This window comes from Bordetella hinzii LMG 13501, from assembly GCF_001548475.1.
GTDB lineage: Bacteria > Pseudomonadota > Gammaproteobacteria > Burkholderiales > Burkholderiaceae_B > Bordetella > Bordetella hinzii.
The window spans coordinates 1-19948 of sequence record NZ_LRUJ01000013.1 but is presented as its reverse complement, the minus strand read 5'-3'; the positions used below and the strand labels follow the sequence as shown (position 1 = coordinate 19948).

The following is a 19948-nucleotide window of genomic DNA, read 5'->3' as shown; positions in this document are numbered from 1 at the left end:
GCAGCGCCCAGGCTCAATGCCCGGTGCTGTCGGCTTCGCGGCTGGCCTCGAAGAGGAACCAGGTGCGCTTTTCGGTCTCGTCGATCCAGTTCTCGATCAGGCTGGAGCTGGCGATGTCGTGGTACTCGTCGGTAATGTCGTGCGCCTCGCGCAGCGCCGCGGCCAGGGCCTTGTTGTCATCGCGCAGTTCGGCCAGCATGTCCAGCGGCTGCACATAATCCGCGTCATTGTCGAGCACGCGCTGCATGCGGGCGATATGGCCGATGGAACGCAGCGTCGTGCCGCCGATCTTGCGCACGCGCTCGGCCAGGGCGTCCGTCATGGCGAACAATTCGTCGCCCTGTTCGTCCAGCATCAGGTGATAGTCGCGGAAGTGCGGGCCGCTGACGTGCCAATGGAAGTTCTTGGTCTTGAGGTAGAGGGCGAAGACATCGGCCAGCAGTTGGTTCAGTGCGGCGGAGATGTCGCGAGTGGCGGCTTGCGCCAGGTCGGTAGGGGTGGCAAGCGGACGTTTGCGGCGTTGGACCGCTGCGCTCTTCTGTTTCGGATCCAGTTTCTTGGCCATAGCAAGCAACTCCTTTCCAGAGGTTAAGTCCGAGTCAGTTCCGGCGACACAAATGGTGCCAGTCCGCTTCTAGCGTAAACCCCTAGGCCGGCTTTGCCAACCTTGCGCAGTCACAAACCATGACGTGGCGCAAGGCGGCGCGGTTGCATTGCCCATGCGGATGGGCGAGCATAGCCGGGTCGAACCAAGACCTTGTGCGGCCAGGCGCCGCAGGCTTTCAGGGAGTGGCAAGCATGGAATGGAAAATCACACGCAGCGGCTGGGTAGGCGATCGCAATTTCGATATCGAGATGGCCGAGGAAACGGCCGGCTTCGTGCCGCGCGTGAAGGTCTACGGTTTCCCGCCGCTGGATGTGCCCGATGCGCCCTATCCCACCGAGGCGCTCGCGCTGAAGGCGGCCGTGCGCCGCCTGTCGCAGGAGTTCGATGAAGAGCCGCGCCTGGATTGAGCCCTCAGGCGGCTGCCGGCAGCGCCCCGCGCGGCTGGCGCTCAAAGAGCACGCCAAAGGCCGCGCTCATCCGGCGCGCGCCGTTGTCGCTCAGGCGCAGCGCGCGCGAATCCAGGTCGCGCGTGACCCAGCCGCGCGCCAGGGATAGCTCCAGCAAGGCCGCGCCCAGCGCGCCGCCGAGGTGGGGGCGGCGGGCGCTCCAGTCCATGCAGGCGCAGGCCAGCCGGCGCTTTTTCTTTTGCAGAGCCGAGACGTCCAGGCCCAGGGCAGCCAGGCGGGCCGTGCCCAGCGGCGTCGGCCGGTAGTCCTCCAGCCAGCCATGCTGCACCAGGGCATCATGCAGCGTGACGGCGACCGTGCCCGCCATATGGTCATAGCAGGTGCGCGCATGGCGCAGCGCCGTCGGGGTGGAGGGCTCGAAGGCGGGCCGGGGCGCATCGGCCACGACCAGCAAGGCCTCCAGGGCGCAGGCGATGTCGCTGCCCGCCAGGCGGTAATAGCGGTGCCGTCCCTGGGTCTGCAAGGCCACCAGGCCCTGGGCCATCAGGCGCTGGAAATGGCTGCTGGCGGTGGGGGCGCTGATGCCGGCCACGGCCGCCAGTTCGGTGGCGGTCCGCGCGCAGCCGTCCAGCAATGAACAGAGCATGCGGGTACGCGCCGGGTCGGCGATGGCCGCCGCGACGGCCGCGACCCGTTCGTCGGCGTTGTATTCCATGTTTTGACTCCCGGCTAACAATGGATGAGCCAGCATAGCCGCGCCGGCGCCGCGCGGGCAAGCTCAGGCCGGCTTGCGCGAGGCGGGCGGCTGGACGACGGCCACGGGGCTGTCGACCAGCACGCATTGCTTGCCGGTGCGCTTGCAATGATCGCGCACCCGCCAATAGGCATCGTGGCTGATGCAGCCGGTCTGGCAGATGACCAGGTCGGCGGCGCGCAGGCTGGCTTCGAGAGCGGCTTCTTCGCCCTCGTGGGTCAGAAAGCGCCCACCGGCGCTTTCCACCAGCTGCCGCGCCAGGCCGGCGGTATTGCCGTCGCCGCCCACGCAAAGCACGGCCCGGCCGCCGCCGCTGCGCTGGCGGGCCAACGTGCGCACTCTTTCCATGAGTTGCTCGACCTGCCTGGCCAGGGTCTTGCGGCGCGGCAGCTGGGCGGCCTCGCGCAGGGTCTGGCGGTCCGCGTCGTCCCAGGCCAGGCGCGTGTCGCGCAGGACGACCGCCAGGCGGGCCTGGAAGAGGGCGTTTTCGAGCTGGGCGATGCGCTCGGCCTGGCGCCGCAGGCGCAGCGAGCAATCGGCCTGGATGCGGCCATAGGCTTGCAGCAGGGCGGCGTGCTCCGAGCGCAGCTGCTCGGTGTCGGAAAGCATGGACATGCGGCCTCCAGGAACGGACGCGGGGAAAGTCGCGCAAGGCCTGGATTATAATTGATAATCATTATTGTTTATAGGCCGGCAGATCCGCCCCCGGCCAGGCCGGGCGGCTCCAAGCGTCGCCCGGAAATTCACAATACAATCCAGGGTTTAGCTTCGGCCAGGCGTATCCCTCGGCCTTATCCCGCCGTCGCGGCGTTTTTTTGCCCATGCCTGGTAGTTCCGCCATTTCTTTTCTGCGCACCTTGTGCAGCCTGCGCTGGCTGGCCATAGGCGGGCAGGCCATCACGGTGCTCGTGGCCAGCAGCCTGCTGGGGCTGCCCTTGCCGCTGGAGCCTTTGTGGGCCGGCGTCGGGGCGCTGGTGGCGTTCAACGCCTATGCCAGCCTGCGCCTGCGGCGCACGCGCGACATCTCCTACGCAACGGCCTTCGCCCATCTGCTGGTCGACATGGCGGTGCTGGCCTGGATGGTGGCCTGGAGCGGCGGCATCACCAATCCCTTCGGCACCATGTTCCTGGTGCTCATCGCCCTGGCGGCCTTTGCCCTGCCTGGCGGCTGGGCCTTCGCCGCGGCCCTGGCCAGCCTGGCGGGCTATACCGCCGCGGCGGTCTTCGGGCAGCCCTTGGCCAGCAGCCACAATACCTACATCCTGCTGCTTTGGGGCCTGGGGGCCAATTTCCTGATCTCCGCTGGCGTGGTGCTGTATTTTTCGACCCGGCTGGCGGCCGATATGCGCGCCCGCGAGCGCGAGCTGGCGCTGCTGCGCGAGCGCTTCACGCGCAACGAGGGCATCGTGGCCCTGGCCACGCATGCCGCGGCCATGGCGCACGAATTGAACACCCCGCTGGCGACCATGACGCTGTTGGCCGACGAGGTGCGCGACGAGCTGCGCGATCCCGGCCTGCGCGCCGATGTCGACACGCTGCGCGAACTGCTGGCCCTGTGCCGCGAGCGCATCCGCAACCTGGCGGTGCCCACCGAGGTGGACCTGGTCCGGGTGGTCGGGCAGTGGCGCCTGATCCGGCCCACCATCGACCTGCGCCGCACCGGCAGCCTGCCCGAGTCGCTGCGGGTGGAGCCGGCCATCGCCCATCTGCTGCAGGCGCTGCTGAACAATGCCGCCGACGCGGGCGAGGAGGCGGGCGACCCGCGGGTGGACTTGCACCTGGAGTTCCGGCAAGGCGCCCTGCGCGGCGAAGTGCGCGATCATGGCCGCGGTTTCGACCCGGATCACACCGTGCTGCCGGCGCTTTTCAGCAGCGACAAGCCGGGCGGACTGGGGGTGGGGCTGGCGCTGTCTCATGCCACGGTGGAACAATTGGGGGGCGACATGAGCATCTCGGCCGCGGAAGGCGGCGGCGCCCGCATCAGTTTCAACCTGCCTCTGGGTGGGACGACATCATCACCATGACGGAATCGAACTCTCCCGTCGGTCTCTTGATCGACGATGACGAACTCTATGTAAAGACGCTGCAGCGCAGCCTGGCGCGGCGCGGCCTGCAGACGCACGTGGCCTGCAATATCGCCGAGGCCTTGCGCGTGGCCGAGGAGCTGCGGCCGTCCTTCGCGCTGGTGGACCTGCGCCTGGGCGAGGATTCGGGCCTGACGCTGATCCGGCCCTTGCGCGCCCTGCGCGAAGACATGCGCATCCTGCTGGTGACGGGCTATGCCAGCGTCGCCACGGCCGTGGAGGCCATCAAGCGCGGCGCCGACGACTACTTGCCGAAACCGGCGACCGCCCCCATGATATTGAGAACGCTCGGTCTCATGAAGCCGGAAACGGTTTCGATTGAGACGACCATGACGCCGTTGCACCGCCTAGAATGGGAGCATATCCAGCAGGCCCTGCACGAGACCGGCGGCAATGTGTCGGCCGCCGCCCGGCTGCTGGGCATGCACCGCCGGTCGTTGCAGCGCAAGCTCATGAAAAAGCCCGGCCCGGAGCGCGAACCCGTCATCGAGTAGGGTATCCGCGCCAAGTGGCGAAAAAGCGCTGCGTCATATTGTCGCAGCCCCCGCCCCCGGCAGGGACGCCCCTAAGACCCTGCTGATACGCCTCAGGCACCAATCTGGTGCCATCTCCCCTCCCGCACTGCGTCATTTCGTCGCACCCCCCTGGGCCGCCGCACTGGCTACAGTCCACTTCTTGTTTTGGTCCTGTGTGAAGTTCCCCTTAGTGTGAACCGAGACAGGTCAGCAAACCTTTTCTCCATCCATCCCAAGGCTGTACGTGAAACACCCCCACCTTGCGACTCTCGCGCGCACGCTAGCTGTCGGCGCTGTCATGCTGCTTGGCGGCTGCACGATGGAAATTCTCTCTCCCAAGGGAGACATCGGCGCCCAGGAAAAAACCCTGCTCCTCACCGCACTCGGCTTGATGCTGCTGATCGTGGTGCCCGTCATATTCATGACGCTCTACTTCGCCTGGAAGTACCGGGCCTCCAACACGGAAGCCGAGTATCTGCCGAAGTGGTCGCACTCGACCCGTATCGAAGTCGTGGTCTGGACCATCCCCTGCATCATCATCGCCATCCTGGCGGTGCTGACCTGGAAGTCCTCGCATGAGCTGGATCCGTACCGCCCGCTGGAATCCGACGCCAAGCCGGTGACCATCGAAGTGGTGTCCCTGGACTGGAAATGGCTGTTCATCTACCCGGAGTACGGTATCGCGACGGTCAACCAGATCGCCTTCCCCGTGCATACCCCGGTCAACTTCCGCATCACCTCGCAGTCGGTGATGAACTCGTTCTTCATCCCGCAGCTGGGCAGCCAGATCTATTCGATGGCGGGCATGGAGACCAAGCTGCACCTGAACGCATTTGAAGAGGGCGACTACGCCGGCCTGTCGGCCAACTACAGCGGCGGCGGCTTCTCCGGCATGCGCTTCCGCGCGCTGGCCATGTCGCAGCAAGGGTTCGAGGACTGGGTCAAGCAGGCCAAGGCTTCCAGCCAGACGCTCACGCCCGACGTCTATGCCGAGCTGACCAAGCCGAGCGAACACAACCCGGTGACGCTGTATTCGGACGTGCCCGCCGGCATGTTCGATTTCATCGTGCACAACCAAATGAGCAAGATGGCCGGTGTCGACCCTGCGACGTGCACGCCCGCCTCGAAGAACCTGATCGCTGTTGCGGAGTAATTGATGTTCGGAAAACTCACTCTGGAGGCCATTCCGTACCATGAACCTATCGTCATGGTTACGCTGGCCGCTGTCGCCCTGGGAGGCATCGCGCTCCTGGGCGCGATCACCTACCTGGGCAAATGGAAGTATCTGTGGACCGAGTGGCTGACCACCGTGGACCACAAGCGCATCGGCGTGATGTACATCATCGTCGCCCTGATCATGCTGCTGCGCGGCTTCGCCGACGCCATCATGATGCGTACCCAGCTGGCCGTCGCCTCGGGCGATTCGACCGGCTTCCTGCCGCCGCATCACTACGACCAGATCTTCACGGCCCACGGCGTCATCATGATCTTCTTCATGGCGATGCCCTTCATCACGGGCCTGATGAACCTCGTCGTGCCGCTGCAGATCGGCGCGCGCGACGTCGCCTATCCCTTCCTGAACTCGCTGAGCTTCTGGCTGTTTGCCGCCGGCGTGGTCCTGATCATGCTGTCGCTGTTCGTGGGTGAATTCGCCGCGACCGGCTGGCTGGCCTATCCGCCGCTGTCGGGGCTGGACTACAGTCCGAGCGTGGGGATGGACTACTACCTCTGGGCGCTGCAGATATCGGGCTTGGGCACAACGCTCAGCGGCATCAACTTCGTGGTCACCATCCTGCGCATGCGCGCTCCCGGCATGGGCCTGATGAAGATGCCCGTGTTCACCTGGACCGCCCTGGTGACCAACATCCTGATCGTGGCCGCCTTCCCGGTGCTGGCCGCCACGCTGGCGCTGCTGACCGCCGACCGCTATCTCGGCACGCACTTCTTCACGAATGACGGCGGCGGCAACGTGATGATGTACGTCAACCTGATCTGGATCTGGGGCCACCCCGAGGTCTATATCCTGATCTTGCCGTGCTTTGGCGCCTTCTCGGAAATCATCGCCACCTACTCGCGCAAGCCCCTGTTCGGCTACAAGTCCATGGTCTACGCGACGGCCGCCATCGGCGTGCTGTCTTTCCTGGTCTGGCTGCACCACTTCTTCACCATGGGCGCGGGAGCCAACGTCAACGCCTTCTTCGGCATCGCGACGATGATCATCTCCATCCCGACCGGGGTGAAGGTGTTCAATTGGCTGTTCACGATGTACAAGGGCCGCGTGCAATTCACCACGCCCGTGCTCTGGACGGTCGGCTTCATGGTCACCTTCGTGATCGGCGGCATGACCGGCGTGCTGATGGCCATCCCGGCCGTGTCCTTCGTGCTGCACAACAGCCTGTTCCTGATCGCCCACTTCCACAACGTCATCATCGGCGGCGTGGTGTTCGGGTGTATCGCGGCGATGACCTACTGGTTCCCCAAGGCCTTCGGCTTCAAGCTGAACGAGCGCCTGGGCCGCTACTCCTTCTGGTGCTGGTTCATCGGCTTCTATCTCGCCTTCATGCCCCTGTACATCCTGGGCTTCAAGGGCATGACGCGCCGCCTGAACCATTACGACAACCCCGAGTGGCAGCCCTACCTGGTCGTTGCCTTGGTCGGCGCCTTCTTCATCGCCCTGGGCATCTGGTTCCTGCTGCAGCAAGTCGTGGTCTCGATCCGCGACCGCAAGCAGAACCTGGACCTGACCGGCGATCCCTGGAATGGCCGCACCCTGGAGTGGGCCACCTCCTCGCCCCCGCCGTTCTACAACTTCGCCCACGTGCCCCATGTCGACGAACTCGACCAGCACTGGGAAGACAAGGAACGCGGCATCGCCTACAAGCAGCCCAAGAAGTACGAAGATATCCACATGCCGCGCAATACCGGCGCCGGCATCTATATCAGCGTCTTCGGCCTGTTCATGTGCTTTGCCCTGATCTGGCACATCTGGTGGCTGGCCATCGCTGGCCTGGCCGGCATGATCGGTTCCTTCATCGCCCGTGCCTATGACCGCGATGTGGACTATTACGTCCCCGCCGCCGAAGTCGAGCGCATCGAGAACGAACACTACGCCAAACTGCAAAAGGCGGCCTGATCCACTATGACTCACGCTGTAGCCACTCACTCTCACGATGCCCATCACGGGCACCACGACGATGGATCCAAGACCGTTTTCGGTTTCTGGGTCTATCTGATGAGCGATCTGCTCATCTTCTCGGTGCTGTTCGCCACCTTCGCCGTGCTGTCCAACGCGACGGCCGGCGGCCCGCACGGGCGCGATCTGTTCGACCTGAAGTTCGTCCTGGTCGAAACCATGCTGCTGCTGATCTCCAGCTTCACCTTCGGCGTGGCCATGCTCAATATGTATGCGGGCAAGGCCAACAAGGTGATCGCCTGGCTGCTCATCACCTTCCTGTTCGGCGCCGGCTTCATCGCCATGGAACTCTATGAGTTCCAGCACCTGATCCACGAAGGCGCGGGCCCGGGCCGCAGCGCCTACCTGTCGGCTTTCTTCTTCCTGATCGGCACCCACGGGCTGCACGTCACCGCCGGCCTGCTGTGGATCATCATCATGGTCGACATGGTGCGCCGCCACGGCCTGGACGGCGTCAACAAGCGCCGCCTGGCTTGCCTGAGCCTGTTCTGGCACTTCCTGGACATCGTCTGGATCTGCGTCTTCACTTTCGTCTACCTCATGGGAGCCATCTGATGTCCGCTCATCACGACGTCGCCCACGCCGACCACGGCAGCCTGAAGTCCTATATTGTCGGCTTCGTCCTGTCCATCGTCCTGACCCTGGCCGCCTTCTGGCTGGTCATGGACGGCGGTTTCTCGCGCCCGCTCGTGCTGGGCGGCATCCTGGCGCTGTGCGTGGCGCAGCTCCTGGTGCAACTCGTGTTCTTCATGCACATGGGAGCCTCCAAGAGCCAGCGCGACAACCTCTCGGCCTTCTTGTTCACGGTGATGGTCATCGCCATCATCGTCGGCGGGTCGGTCTGGGTGCTGCACAACATGAACGCCAACATGTTGCACCCCATGCCCTGAGCCTTTGCCGGCACAGACGAAGCGGCGCCTGCGGGCGCCGTTTTTTTTGGTTGCCGGCCGCGATGATCGTTCCACGGATGGGACGCTGAGAGCGGCTGCGCCGGGCTACCGGGCCATGGTCGGCCGATCTATGCTTAGGCCATCACGTCCGGGCACCCCGGGCCAACAGGAGTCCATCATGACCGATCGCAAGACTGTGCTCGAGCGCCTTTCGGCGCCGTCGCCCCACTGGGTGGGCAATGGCTTTCCGGTGCGCTCGCTGTTTTCCTATCCCTCGCTGGGCCGCAAACTCAGCCCCTTTCTGCTGCTGGACTATGCGGGGCCGGCCAGTTTCCCGGGCGATGGGGCCCGCCGCGGCGTGGGCGAGCATCCCCATCGCGGCTTCGAGACCGTCACCATCGTCTATTCGGGCGAGGTCGCGCATCGCGACTCGACCGGCAAGGGCGGCGTGATCGGCCCGGGCGACGTGCAGTGGATGACCGCCGCCGGCGGCATCCTGCATGAGGAATACCACTCCCCGGCTTTCAGCGCCAAGGGCGGCGAGCTCGAGATGGTGCAGCTCTGGGTCAATCTGCCCGCGGCCGCCAAGATGTCCGATCCGGGCTACCAGGCCATCGAGTCGGCGCAGATCCCGCAACTGGCGCTGCCGCAGGGCACGCTGCGCGTCATCGCCGGCGACTATGAGGGCACGCGGGGGCCGGCGCGCACCCATACGCCGCTCAATGTATGGGACCTGCGCCTGTCGGCTGGCGGCCGGCTGCGCCTGCCCGTGCCCCAAGGCCATCAGGCGGCCGTCGTGGTGCTGCGCGGCACCGTGCTGGTCAATGACGAGGATGTCCTGCGCGACGCCCAGCTCGCCGTGTTCGGCGGGCAAGGCGAGGGCATCGACCTGGAGGCCAACAACGATGCGCTGGTGCTCATCTTGAGCGGCGAGCCCATCGATGAGCCCATCGTCGGGCACGGGCCTTTTGTCATGAACACGCGCGAGGAAATCCTGCAGGCCTTCCAGGACTTCGAGACCGGACGGTTTATCCGGGCAGCCGCGCGGTAACGGTGGGGAAGAGGGCGGCGGGATCGTCATGGAAGGCGATCTCGCCAAAGCCCGCCGCCTGCAGCAGGGCGCGGGTTTCGTCATGGGTGCGCAGGCCCGTCCAGGCAGGTTGCAGCAGCCGCGTGAACAGCACCTGCTGCAGCATGAGGTCGGCCGGGTCCAGGATGTCCAGGCGCCAGGGCGAATCCGGGCGCAGGGAGGGGGGCGGCGTCATGAAGCTGGAGACGAACAGGCCGCCCGGCTTGAGCATGCGCGCGCAGCGCTGATAGAGGTCCCGCACCCGGCCATCCTCGGGCTCATAGATGGACAGGCCGTGGCTCACGACGATGTCCGCGGCGATGTCCAGCCGGCAATGCCAGGCGTCTTCGTGCCTGAGCTCGGCGGGCAGCTTGTGCTGGGCGGCCCGGGCGGCGGCTGTCGCCAGGGCGTTCTGGTCCAGGTCGATGCCGACCAGGCGGGCGCCCGGCGCATCGGAATAATCCAGGCAGAGCAGATCGGTCAGCGTGCCGCAGGGCAGGCTGACCAGCGTCATGCCCGGCCGCAGGGCCTGCTGGAGCTGCGTGTTGAAGATGCGGAAGCGCGCCCGCGTGGCGACGGCGGCCGGCAGGCGTTCGAGCAGCAGGCGCTCGATGGCCTCGCCCGTGCCGGGGCTCTGGCCGACCACCACGTCGGTCCAATGGGCGTCCAGGCCGCCATGGGTCAGCAGGAAGTCGCCCAGGTCGCTGTCGGCGACGGCATGCAGCAATTCGATCTGGCGGCTGACGGGCCAGCCGGGCAGGTCGCCCATGAGAGTGAGGCGGGCCTCGATGTCGCCGGGCGGGCGGCGGCGGCCGTGGCTGAGATTCTGGGAGTCGTGGGGCATGGCGGGTAGGCTCAATGAAACGGACTCACAAATTACTGGTCCCCCGGGGCTTGCAACAGGGGCGAAAGGCTGATTCTGCGCATCCCGTGGCCGCGGGGCGGGGGAGGGACGCCGCCGGCCGCCGAATTCTGTTTCAAAACACTTGCATCAATGCAATTATGTATAAAATAATTTCAAAAATCGGAATTTAAGTGAGATATTGAAATAGTGTTTACCCGATGATGCAGTGCGGGCATCTGGGTGTAGATTGGATTTACCCGAAGAAATTCAATGCGCTATGAGGACCGGGCCATGCTCCGGCTCCGGTCTGTTGCAACAGCTGTTTCTGAAACAAAGTTTGCCTGTTACGAATAATCCACCGGTTGGTTTCCGGGTCTTGTTCTGACTGCCGACGGCAGGAGGCGATGATGCAACATTTCTCTTGGAGTAAATGGCTAGGGCGGCACGCGGCGGAGCAGGGCGCGCGGCTGGCGGCGCTGGACAAGGTCCAGGCGGTGATCGAATTCGATCTCGAAGGCCATGTGCTGACGGCCAACAGCATCTTCCTGGATCTCTTCGGGTATGCGCTGCCCGAGATACAGGGCCAGCACCATGGCATGTTCGTGGATCCCGAGGAAAGGCAGACGGCGGCCTATCGGCGCTTCTGGGAAAAGCTCTCCCTGGGCATGGCCGACGCGGGGCGCTACCGCCGCCTGGCCAAGGACGGCCGCGACATCTGGCTGCAGGCCAGCTACAACCCCATCTGCGACGCGCAGGGCCGGCCGCTGAAGGTCGTCAAGTACGCCACCGACATCACCGAGGAGCAGCTGCGGCGCGCCGACGCCGAGGGCCAGCTGGAGGCCATCGGCAAGGTCCAGGCGGTCATCGAGTTCGATCTGCAGGGCGGCATCCTGCACGCCAATGAGCTGTTCCTGGGCGCCATGGGCTATCGCCTGGACGAGATCGTGGGCCAGCACCACAGCATGTTCGTGCAGCCCGAAGAGCGGCGCAGCGCCGCCTATGCCGAGTTCTGGCGCCGGCTGGGCGCCGGCGAGCACCAGACCGGGCAATTCCTGCGCATCGGCAAGGGCGGGCGCAATGTCTGGATCGAGGCCAGCTACAACCCCATCTTCGACGCGGATGGCAGGCCTTTCAAGGTCGTGAAGTACGCCACCGACATCACGCGCCGCTTCGTCGCCGCCCAGACGCTGCGGCTGGCCGTGCAAGGCCTGACCGACAACGCCGGACGCGCCTCGCAGGCCAATGAGCTGGCCCAGGAGGCCTGCCGGGTGGCCGAACAGGGCGGGCGCACGGTGCAGAACGTCATCAGCACCATGAACGCCATCACCGCCAGTTCGCGCAAGATCTCCGAGATCATCGGTGTGATGGACGGCATCGCCTTCCAGACCAATATCCTGGCGCTGAACGCGGCCGTGGAGGCTGCCCGCGCCGGCGCCCATGGCAAGGGCTTTGCCGTGGTGGCCGCCGAGGTGCGCAGCCTGGCGCAGAACAGCGCCGCGGCGGCCAAGGAAATCAAGGCGCTGATCAGCGCCTCGGTCGAACAGATCGAGCGCGGCGCCTCGCTGGTGCAATCGGCCGGCAGCACCATGACCGACATCGTCGCCTCCTCGCGGCGCGTGACCGAGATCATGGGCGAGGTCGTGCAAGAGTCGCTGGAGCAATCCGGCAAGCTGGGCGATGTCACCGAGGATCTTACCCAGGCCAGCACCGGCCAGCCGCCGCGGATGCTGGCCGGGCGCGAGGGGCCGGGTGCGGCGCTGCCGCTGGCCAGGCCGGCGCTGGCCGTGCATTAGCGCGCAAAGCTGTAAAACTTCGTCAAAACGGGGCCCCGGGAGGGATCCGGGGTTAAGCGCGGCGGGTGGCATGCCGTATTTCTTGGTACGCTTGCCAAGCCAACCACTTCGCTGCCCGATAACGTTTTGTCCAGAACCGCCCTATCCCTGTTCCCGCGTTTGCGCCTGATTTTCGCGCTGGCCTTGCTCGCTTTCCTGGCGGCTTGCGCATCGTCCTCCGGCGGCAAGGCGGCGCAGCCGGGTTTTCACCGGGTGGAGTCGGGCGAGACGCTGACCAGTATTGCGCGGCGCTACAACCAGAGCGTGGCGGACCTGGTGCGCTGGAACAAGCTGTCCAGCGCCAACCGGATCGACCAGGGGCAGCTGCTGCGGGTGGCGCCGCCAGGCGGCGCCACCACGGCCTCCGGCGGCGGCAAGCCCGCCCCGCGGGCCCAGGCGCCGGCCACGCCGCGCGGCGCGCCGGTGCGTGGCATCCGTCTTGTCTGGCCCGCCGAAGGCAAGCTCACGCGGGGCTATAACGGGTCTTCTTCCAATGGCCTGGTCATCGCCAACGCGGCCGGCACGCCCGTGGTCGCGGCGGCCGACGGCACGGTCGCCTATGCCAGCAACGGCTTGCGGGGCTATGGCAACCTGGTCATCGTGCGCCATGGCGCGACCTTCATCACCATCTACGCCCATAACCGCAAGCTGCTGGTCAAGCAGGGCCAGAGCGTCAAGCAGGGCCAGAAAATCGCCGAAATGGGCAATAGCGATGCCAGCGCCAACCAGCTGTATTTCGAGTTGCGCCGCGACGGCAAGCCGGTCGATCCGACCGGCGTGCTGCCCTCGCGCTAGGTTGTTTACCCGAGCGTCACGGCCGCCACGATCACCACGCCCAGCGCCAGGTTGACGGCCACCCAGGCGCGCACCCGGCCGGCGGCCCGCGCGCCCTCGGGCCAGTCGGCGCGTTCGACCGCCTCGTTCAGGCGGGTGAACAGGGCATAGCGCACATAGAAATAGATGACCGCCATGACCACGCCCAGGCCGGCCATGATATGCCAGCCCGCCGGGATGCGCAGGCTGCCTCCGGTGGACCTTACCTGGGAGGCCACCTCGGCCAGCATCCAGGCGCCGCTGGCCAGGGCGATGAGGATGGCGGCCAGCACGGCGCCCAGAAAGCGCGCCAGCAGGCCGCGCAGGGTGCGCAGCCTTTCGGGCGGCGGCAGGCCGGCCAGGGCCGGGCGCACGAAGAACAGCGTATAGGCCATGCCGCCCAGCCAAAAGATGATGGCCAGGACATGCAGCAGTTTCACCAGGTTGTAGACCATCGGCTTGCCTCGGGCTGGAGGAAAGTCCTCATCATACCGGCGCCGGCGCAGGGCTCGTGAATTCGTCTTAAACTTGCCGTCAGGAGGCGGGGCAGGTCGCCCGGCCGTTTCAGGGATTTCTTCAGGATTTGTTTCATGCCGAGTTTTGACGTGGTTTCCGAGGTCGACAAGCACGAACTGACCAATGCGGTGGACCAGGCCAACCGGGAGTTGTCCACCCGTTTCGATTTCAAGGGTTCGAACGCCAAATTCGAGCTGGAAGGCTATGTGGTCACCCAGATCGCCGCCAGCGTCTTCCAGCTCAAGCAGATGCTCGATATCCTGCGCGGCCGCTTGTCGGCGCGGGGTATCGACGTGCGCTGCCTGGAAGAAGACAGCCCGCTGGAAAACCTGGGCGGCGCGCGCCAGAAGATCACCATCAAGCAGGGGATAGAGCAGGCCACCGCCAAGAAGCTGGTGGCCGCCATCAAGGCGAGCAAGGTCAAGGTCGAAAGCCAGATCAACGGCGACAAGCTGCGCATCACGGGCAAGAAGCGCGACGACCTGCAGGCCGTCATGCAGCTGCTGCGCAAGACCGACGTGGACCTGCCCCTGCAGTTCGACAACTTCCGCGACTAGACCGCCAGGTGCCGGCGCACATGCTCGCCGTCGATCTCGGCGCGCGCGCCGGCGGCCACGACTTCGCCGCGCGACATGACGACGAATTGATCGGCCAGCTCGCGCGCGAAGTCGAAGTATTGCTCGCACAGCAGGATGGCCATGTCGCCGCGCTGGCGAAGCAGGTGGATGACCCGGCCGATGTCTTTGATGATGGACGGCTGTATCCCCTCGGTGGGCTCGTCGAAAATGATGACCTTGGGCTCGGCCAGCAGCGCGCGCGCGATCGCCAGCTGCTGCTGCTGCCCCCCTGACAGGTCGCCGCCGCGGCGGCCCAGCATGCTCTTGAGCACCGGGAAGAGATCGAACACTTCGCCCTTGATGCGGCGCGCCCGTGCCGAGGGCAGGCTGGCCATGCCCATGAGAAGGTTTTCCTCGACGGTGAGCCGCGCGAAGATGTCGCGTCCCTGCGGCACATAGGCCATGCCCAGCGCGGCGCGCTGGTGGGGGGGCAGCCGGGTGATGTCCCGGCCCTCGAGCTCGATGCCGCCGCGCGCCACCGGCAGCACTCCCATCAGGCATTTGAGCAATGTGGTCTTGCCCACGCCGTTGCGTCCCAGCAAGGCCGTGCATTCGCCGCGCGCCAGCGACAGGGAGATGCCGCGCAGCGTGTGGCTGCCGCCATAGTATTGATGGATGTTCTTGATATCGAGCATGTCAGCGTCCCAGGTAGACCTCGATCACGCGGGGATCCTGCTGCACCTGCTGCATCGGCCCTTCGGCCAGCACCGAGCCTTCGTGCAGCACGGTCACCTTGCCCTGGCCGGCGATCTGCGCGACGAAGTCCATATCGTGCTCGACCACCATGAGCGAATGCTTGCCGCGCAAGGCGTTGAGCAATTCGCCGGTGCGTTCGGTCTCGGCATCCGTCATGCCGGCGACCGGTTCGTCCAGCAGCAAGAGGCGCGGCTCCTGCATGAGCAGCATGCCGATCTCCAGCCATTGCTTCTGCCCGTGCGACAGCAGCCCCGCCTGGCGCGAGGCCTGTCCGCCCAGGCCGATCAGGTCCAGCGTGGCGGCGATGCGGTCGGCCTGTTCGCGGTTGAGCCGCGCCCGCAGGATGGGCCAGACACGCTTGTCCGTCTTCATGGCCAGCTCCAGGTTCTCGAACACGCTGTGCTGCTCGAACACCGTGGGCCGCTGGAATTTGCGGCCGATGCCGGCGTCGGCGATGCGGGCTTCGGACAGCGTGCTGAGATCGATGTTCTGGCCGAAGAAGGCCGTGCCCGCCGTGGGCCGCGTCTTGCCGGTGATGACGTCCATCATCGTGGTCTTGCCCGCGCCGTTGGGGCCGATGATGCAGCGCAGCTCGCCCACGCCGATGTCCAGGGTCAGGCCGTTGAGCGCCTTGAAACCGTCGAAACTGACCGTGATGTCGTCCAGGTAAAGGATGGCGCCATGCGCGGTATCGACTTCGCGCGGGTTGATGCGGCCATAGCTGGCCTGGCCGCCGGAGCCGCCTTGCAGATCGTTGTCGCTCATGAGGGCCGTCCGCGTTGGAGTAGGCGCCGCGCCAGGCCAACCAGGCCCTGCGGCAGGAATAGCGTGACCAGCACGAAGATCAGCCCCAGCGCATAGAGCCAGAACTCCGGGAACACGCTGGTGAACCAGGTCTTCAGGCCATTGATGGCGCCGGCGCCGACGATGGGCCCGATCAGCGTGCCGCGCCCGCCCGTGGCCACCCAGATCACCATTTCGATGGAGTTCTCGGTGGACATTTCGCCGGGGTTGATGATGCCGACCTGGGGCACGTAGAGGGCGCCGGCGATGCCGCACATCACGGCCGACAGCGTCCAGACGAAAAGCTTGAAACCCAGCGGTTCGTAGCCCAGGAAACGCAGCCTGGCCTCGCCGTCGCGCACGGCGGTAAGCACCCGTCCCAGCCGCGACTGGGTGATCGCGCGCGCCAGCAGGAGGCAGCCGCCCAGCGCGGCCAGGGTAATCCAGTACAGGGCCGCGCGGGTGCCGGGCGAGGTGATGTCGTAGCCCAGGATGCGCTTGAAATCGGTAAAGCCGTTGTTGCCGCCAAAGCCCGTGTCATTGCGGAAAAAGAGCAGCATGGCCGCATAGGTGAGGGCCTGGGTGATGATGGAGAAGTACACCCCCTTGATGCGCGAACGGAAGGCGAAGTAGCCGAAGACGAAGGCCAGCACGCCGGGCACGAGCAGCACCAGCAGCCAGGCATACCCGGCATGGTCGGTATAGGCCCAATACCAGGGATAGTCCTTCCAGTTCAGGAACACCATGAAGTCCGGCAGATCGCTCTGGTAGACGCCGTCGCGGCCGATGGCCCGCATGAGATACATGCCATGGGCGTAGCCGCCCAGCGCGAAGAACAGGCCGTGGCCCAGCGACAGGATGCCCGCGTAGCCCCAGACCAGGTCCAAGGCCAGCGCGGCCAGCGCATAGCACATGAACTTGCCCAGCAAGGCCACGGCATAGGCCGAGACATGCAGGGGGTGGCCCGGCGCGAACCAGAGATTCAGCGCCGGCAGCAGGGCCAGCACCAGGGCGGCCGTGGCCAGGCCCGTCCAGGCGCGCGGCGAAAACAGGCGCCGGGGCGCGCCGGCAAGCGCGGCGGGCGGCAGGGGCAGGGTGAGCGAGGCGGGCTTCATTCGGCGCTCCGGCCGCGCGGGGCGAACAGGCCCTGCGGGCGCTTCTGGACGAAGAGAACGATGAGAACGAGGATGGTGATCTTGGCCATGACGGCGCCGGCATAGGGCTCCAGGAATTTATTGACGCCGCCCAGGCCCAGCGCGGCGATGACCGTGCCGGCCAGCTGGCCCACGCCGCCCAGGACCACCACCATGAAGGAGTCGACGATATAGCCGCGGCCCAGGTCGGGCCCCACATTGCCCAGCTGCGACAGCGCCACGCCCGCCAGGCCGGCGATGCCCGAGCCCAGGCCGAAGGCCAGCATGTCCACCCGGCCTGTCGGCACGCCCACGCAGTCGGCCATGCGGCGGTTCTGGGTGATGGCGCGCACGAACAGGCCCAGGCGGGTGTGGTTCAGGAGCAGCCAGACCAGGAAGACCACCAGCAGGGCGAAGACGATGATGACGATACGGTTGTAGGTCAGCACCAGGCCGCCCAGCACGGTGATGCCGCCGCTCATCCAGCCGGGATTGCTGACTTCGACGTTCTGGGCGCCGAAAAGGCTGCGCACGGCTTGCATCAATATCAGGCTGATGCCCCAGGTGGCCAGCAAGGTTTCCAGCGGGCGCCCGTACAGCCAGCGGATCACGGTGCGCTCCAGCGCCATGCCGACCAGCGCGGCGATGAGAAAGGCCACGGGCAGGGCCGCCAGCACATACCAGTCCAGCCAGCCCGGCAGCCAGGCGCGGAAAAACGTCTGGACCAGGTAGGTGGCGTAAGCGCCTATCATCAGCAGCTCGCCGTGGGCCATATTGATGACCCCCATGAGCCCGAAGGTGATGGCCAGGCCCAGCGCGGCCAGCAGCAGCACGCTGCCCAGGCTCAGCCCGTAGAAGAGGTTGCCGGCCCACTCCATGGTGGCCATATGCCGGTCGATGCCGCGCAAGGCGGTGGCGGCGGCTTCGCGCACGCCGGTATCGGCATCGCCGCCTTCGGCCGCCAGCGCGGCCAGCAAGGGACGGAAGGCCGGATCGGCGGCCTTGCCCAGCAGCTGCACCGCGTGCAGACGCACGGTGGCGTCCGGGCTGGCGAGCTCCAGCTTGGCCTGGGCCAGTTCGAGCGCGGCGCGCACGTCGGCGTTCGATTCCTGGCGCAGCGCCTGTTCGATAAGCGGCAGGCGGCTGGCGTCATTGCTCTGCTGCAGGCGTTTTGCGGCCTGCAGGCGGGCCGCGCTGTCGCCGGCATGCAGCGCCGAGGCGGCCTGCGCGCCCTCGATGGCGCGGCGCAGGCGATTGTTGATGGCGATGGGCTGGGCGCCGGCGGGCAGGGCCTGGCGCGCGCCCGTCACGGGATCCTGCGCCTGGCCGTCCGCGACGATCAGCACATGGCCGTCATCGGTGGTGTAGAGCCGGTCTTCGCCCAGCGCGCGCAGCACGGCGGCCGCGCGCGGGTCGGGCAGTCCGCCCAGTTGGCCGATGACCTGCAGCTTGGCGTTGCTGTCATCGCCGGCCAGCACCGCCAGGGCATCGAGCCCGGCCGGTTCGGCGCGGGCCAGGCCCGCGGCCAGGGCCAGCAGGCAGGCCAGCAGCCAGCCCGCGAGCTGGCCGTGGCGTAGGGAATCGACCATTCTGTGCATGACTGCCCTTTATGCTGGAATCAAAGACCTTGCTTGCCTTCGTTGCCCGGGATGTAGGGACTCCAGGGCTGGGCGCGGATGGGACCCTTGCTCTTCCACACGATGTTGAACTGGCCGTCGGCCTTCACTTCGCCGATATAGACCGGCTTGTGCAGGTGGTGGTTGGTCTTGTCCATCTCGATGGTGTAGCCGTCGGGCGCGTTGAACTTCTGGCCGCCCATGGCCTGGATCACCTGGTCCACATTGGTGGTCTTGGCCTGCTCGACCGCCTGCTTCCACATATGGATGCCGATATACGTGGCTTCCATCGGATCATTGGTGACGGCGGTCGCGGCATTGGGCAGGTTCTTGGCCTTGGCATAGGCCTTCCACTTCGCCACGAAGGCGTCATTGGCCGGATTCTTGATGGACTGGAAGTAATTCCAGGCCGCCAGGTGGCCCACCAGCGGCTTGGTGTCCACGCCGCGCAGCTCCTCCTCGCCCACCGAGAAGGCCACCACAGGCACATCGGTGGCCTTCAGGCCGGCGTTGCCCAGCTCCTTGTAGAACGGCACGTTGGAGTCGCCATTGATGGTCGAGATCACCGCCGTCTTGCCGCCGGTGGCGAACTTCTTGATGTTGGCCACGATGGTCTGGTAGTCGGCATGGCCGAAAGGCGTGTAGACCTCGTCGATATCGCTGTCCTTCACGCCCTTGGCGTGCAGGAAGGCGCGCAGGATCTTGTTGGTGGTGCGCGGATAGACGTAGTCGGTGCCCAGCAGCACGAAGCGCTTGGCGCCGCCGCCGTCTTCGCTCATCAGGTATTCCACCGCGGGGATGGCCTGCTGGTTGGGGGCGGCGCCGGTATAGAAGACATTCTTCTCGAGCTCTTCACCCTCGTATTGCACGGGATAGAAGAGCAGGCCGTTGAGTTCCTTGAACACCGGCAGCACCGACTTGCGCGACACCGAGGTCCAGCAGCCGAATACGACGTCCACCTTGTCCTGCGTGAGCAGCTGGCGCGCTTTCTCGGCGAACAGCGGCCAGTTCGAGGCCGGGTCCACGATGACGGGTTCGAGCTTCTTGCCCATGACGCCGCCGTTGGCGTTGATCTCTTCGATGGTCATCAGCGCCACATCCTTGAGCGAGGTCTCGGAGATGGCCATGGTGCCGGACAGCGAATGAAGAATGCCCACCTTGATGGTGTCGGCCGCCAGCGCCTGCGGCATCCAGCCGGAAATGGCCAGCAGCGTGGCGGCGGTCAGGGATTTGATGGCTAGTCTGCGTTGCATGTTTGACTCCGGGATGAAGAGGCCGGTCCGTCCGGCCGGGTTTTTCGTGGAACATCCAACACCGTTTGCTTGGCGGGGCGTCAGGCCAGCGGTGGCAATGCCTGTGCTTCGGGCACAGGGAGCCAAGCAAGGTCTGTGCCAGGCTGCCGCGCCGCCCGCGCTTCATGGGAAAGGCCGGCGGGGCGAGAGGATCGAAGGGGGCGGCGGCAAGGGCCGGCCTGGTGCGGCACGCACAACAACGGTGCCTGGCATGCCCGGGAGTGTGCGCCCGGGCGGCGCCGCCACGCCTGTCCGCGCGGGCGCGCGCGCCCGCGCCCCGCCCAAGC

General features: G+C 66.1%; 21 protein-coding genes. 11 read left to right on the top strand and 10 right to left on the bottom strand.

From position 1 onward, the window contains the following. Positions 1 to 13: 13 nt before the first annotated feature. Entirely contained in the window at positions 14 to 565 is a 552-nt protein-coding gene (locus tag AXA74_RS10770; RefSeq protein WP_029579274.1) for a Dps family protein, read from the bottom strand. A gap of 233 nt (positions 566 to 798) precedes the next feature. Between AXA74_RS10770 and AXA74_RS10765 the strand changes: the two genes are divergently transcribed. Next, positions 799 to 1014, top strand: coding sequence for a hypothetical protein (locus AXA74_RS10765; protein WP_029579275.1), 216 nt, complete (start codon positions 799 to 801; stop codon positions 1012 to 1014). A gap of 4 nt (positions 1015 to 1018) precedes the next feature. On the opposite strand, the gene AXA74_RS10760 is transcribed toward AXA74_RS10765, so the two are convergent. Both AXA74_RS10760 and AXA74_RS10755 read right to left on the bottom strand, forming a co-directional pair. Further along, on the bottom strand, positions 1019 to 1729 hold the full coding sequence (locus AXA74_RS10760; protein WP_029579276.1) for a helix-turn-helix domain-containing protein: 711 nt from the start codon (positions 1727 to 1729) through the stop codon (positions 1019 to 1021). Between the two features lie 63 nt (positions 1730 to 1792). Continuing rightward, the gene (locus AXA74_RS10755) at positions 1793 to 2383 is read right to left on the bottom strand and encodes a DUF2325 domain-containing protein (protein ID WP_029579277.1); all 591 of its coding nucleotides are present in this window, start codon (positions 2381 to 2383) and stop codon (positions 1793 to 1795) included. A gap of 206 nt (positions 2384 to 2589) precedes the next feature. Between AXA74_RS10755 and AXA74_RS10750 the strand changes: the two genes are divergently transcribed. From AXA74_RS10750 to AXA74_RS10720, 7 genes are all read left to right on the top strand, one after another. Beyond that, the gene (locus tag AXA74_RS10750) at positions 2590 to 3792 is read left to right on the top strand and encodes an ATP-binding protein (RefSeq protein ID WP_029579278.1); all 1203 of its coding nucleotides are present in this window, start codon (positions 2590 to 2592) and stop codon (positions 3790 to 3792) included. After that, the gene (locus AXA74_RS10745) at positions 3789 to 4346 is read left to right on the top strand and encodes a response regulator transcription factor (protein ID WP_032978213.1); all 558 of its coding nucleotides are present in this window, start codon (positions 3789 to 3791) and stop codon (positions 4344 to 4346) included. The genes AXA74_RS10750 and AXA74_RS10745 overlap by 4 nt, the downstream gene beginning before the upstream one ends. 265 nt (positions 4347 to 4611) lie before the next feature. Next, entirely contained in the window at positions 4612 to 5520 is a 909-nt protein-coding gene (gene cyoA, locus AXA74_RS10740; RefSeq protein WP_029579280.1) for a ubiquinol oxidase subunit II, read from the top strand. 3 nt (positions 5521 to 5523) lie between these two features. Beyond that, entirely contained in the window at positions 5524 to 7500 is a 1977-nt protein-coding gene (cyoB, locus tag AXA74_RS10735; RefSeq protein WP_029579281.1) for a cytochrome o ubiquinol oxidase subunit I, read from the top strand. Between the two features lie 6 nt (positions 7501 to 7506). After that, a complete protein-coding gene (gene cyoC / locus AXA74_RS10730; protein ID WP_032978210.1) occupies positions 7507 to 8115 on the top strand; it encodes a cytochrome o ubiquinol oxidase subunit III in 609 nt (202 codons plus the stop codon). Continuing rightward, the gene (gene cyoD / locus AXA74_RS10725) at positions 8115 to 8450 is read left to right on the top strand and encodes a cytochrome o ubiquinol oxidase subunit IV (RefSeq protein WP_029579283.1); all 336 of its coding nucleotides are present in this window, start codon (positions 8115 to 8117) and stop codon (positions 8448 to 8450) included. Before cyoC ends, cyoD begins: the two co-directional genes overlap by 1 nt. A 178-nt stretch (positions 8451 to 8628) precedes the next feature. Further along, the gene (locus AXA74_RS10720; RefSeq protein ID WP_029579284.1) at positions 8629 to 9501 is read left to right on the top strand and encodes a pirin family protein; all 873 of its coding nucleotides are present in this window, start codon (positions 8629 to 8631) and stop codon (positions 9499 to 9501) included. Here the strand turns inward: AXA74_RS10720 and AXA74_RS10715 are convergent. After that, a complete protein-coding gene (locus AXA74_RS10715) occupies positions 9479 to 10363 on the bottom strand; it encodes an SAM-dependent methyltransferase (protein WP_029579285.1) in 885 nt (294 codons plus the stop codon). The genes AXA74_RS10720 and AXA74_RS10715 overlap by 23 nt on opposite strands. Before the next feature lie 407 nt (positions 10364 to 10770). Between AXA74_RS10715 and AXA74_RS24790 the strand changes: the two genes are divergently transcribed. Further along, entirely contained in the window at positions 10771 to 12156 is a 1386-nt protein-coding gene (locus tag AXA74_RS24790; RefSeq protein WP_029579286.1) for a methyl-accepting chemotaxis protein, read from the top strand. Positions 12157 to 12282: 126 nt separating this feature from the next. Next, positions 12283 to 12990, top strand: a complete 708-nt coding sequence (locus AXA74_RS10705) for a peptidoglycan DD-metalloendopeptidase family protein (RefSeq protein WP_376740363.1) — start codon at positions 12283 to 12285, stop codon at positions 12988 to 12990. A gap of 5 nt (positions 12991 to 12995) precedes the next feature. Here AXA74_RS10705 and AXA74_RS10700 read toward each other — a convergent pair whose 3' ends face one another. Continuing rightward, a complete protein-coding gene (locus AXA74_RS10700; RefSeq protein ID WP_029579288.1) occupies positions 12996 to 13463 on the bottom strand; it encodes a CopD family protein in 468 nt (155 codons plus the stop codon). 135 nt (positions 13464 to 13598) lie between these two features. Between AXA74_RS10700 and AXA74_RS10695 the strand changes: the two genes are divergently transcribed. Beyond that, the gene (locus AXA74_RS10695; RefSeq protein ID WP_029579289.1) at positions 13599 to 14081 is read left to right on the top strand and encodes a YajQ family cyclic di-GMP-binding protein; all 483 of its coding nucleotides are present in this window, start codon (positions 13599 to 13601) and stop codon (positions 14079 to 14081) included. On the opposite strand, the gene urtE is transcribed toward AXA74_RS10695, so the two are convergent. From urtE to urtA, 5 genes are read right to left on the bottom strand one after another with little or no spacing between them, the layout of a single operon-like run. Continuing rightward, complete coding sequence (gene urtE, locus AXA74_RS10690; protein ID WP_032978207.1) at positions 14078 to 14776, bottom strand: urea ABC transporter ATP-binding subunit UrtE; 699 nt, start codon at positions 14774 to 14776, stop codon at positions 14078 to 14080. The genes AXA74_RS10695 and urtE overlap by 4 nt on opposite strands. Position 14777: 1 nt before the next feature. Next, positions 14778 to 15602, bottom strand: coding sequence for an urea ABC transporter ATP-binding protein UrtD (gene urtD / locus AXA74_RS10685; protein WP_029579291.1), 825 nt, complete (start codon positions 15600 to 15602; stop codon positions 14778 to 14780). After that, positions 15599 to 16735 carry an urea ABC transporter permease subunit UrtC gene (urtC, locus tag AXA74_RS10680; RefSeq protein WP_032961037.1) on the bottom strand — a complete coding sequence of 379 codons (1137 nt, stop codon included), beginning with the start codon at positions 16733 to 16735 and terminating at the stop codon, positions 15599 to 15601. The genes urtD and urtC overlap by 4 nt, the downstream gene beginning before the upstream one ends. After that, positions 16732 to 18342 carry an urea ABC transporter permease subunit UrtB gene (gene urtB, locus AXA74_RS10675; protein ID WP_032978204.1) on the bottom strand — a complete coding sequence of 537 codons (1611 nt, stop codon included), beginning with the start codon at positions 18340 to 18342 and terminating at the stop codon, positions 16732 to 16734. Before urtB ends, urtC begins: the two co-directional genes overlap by 4 nt. A gap of 29 nt (positions 18343 to 18371) precedes the next feature. After that, positions 18372 to 19622 carry an urea ABC transporter substrate-binding protein gene (gene urtA, locus AXA74_RS10670; RefSeq protein WP_029579294.1) on the bottom strand — a complete coding sequence of 417 codons (1251 nt, stop codon included), beginning with the start codon at positions 19620 to 19622 and terminating at the stop codon, positions 18372 to 18374. Between the last annotated feature and the right edge of the window lie 326 nt (positions 19623 to 19948).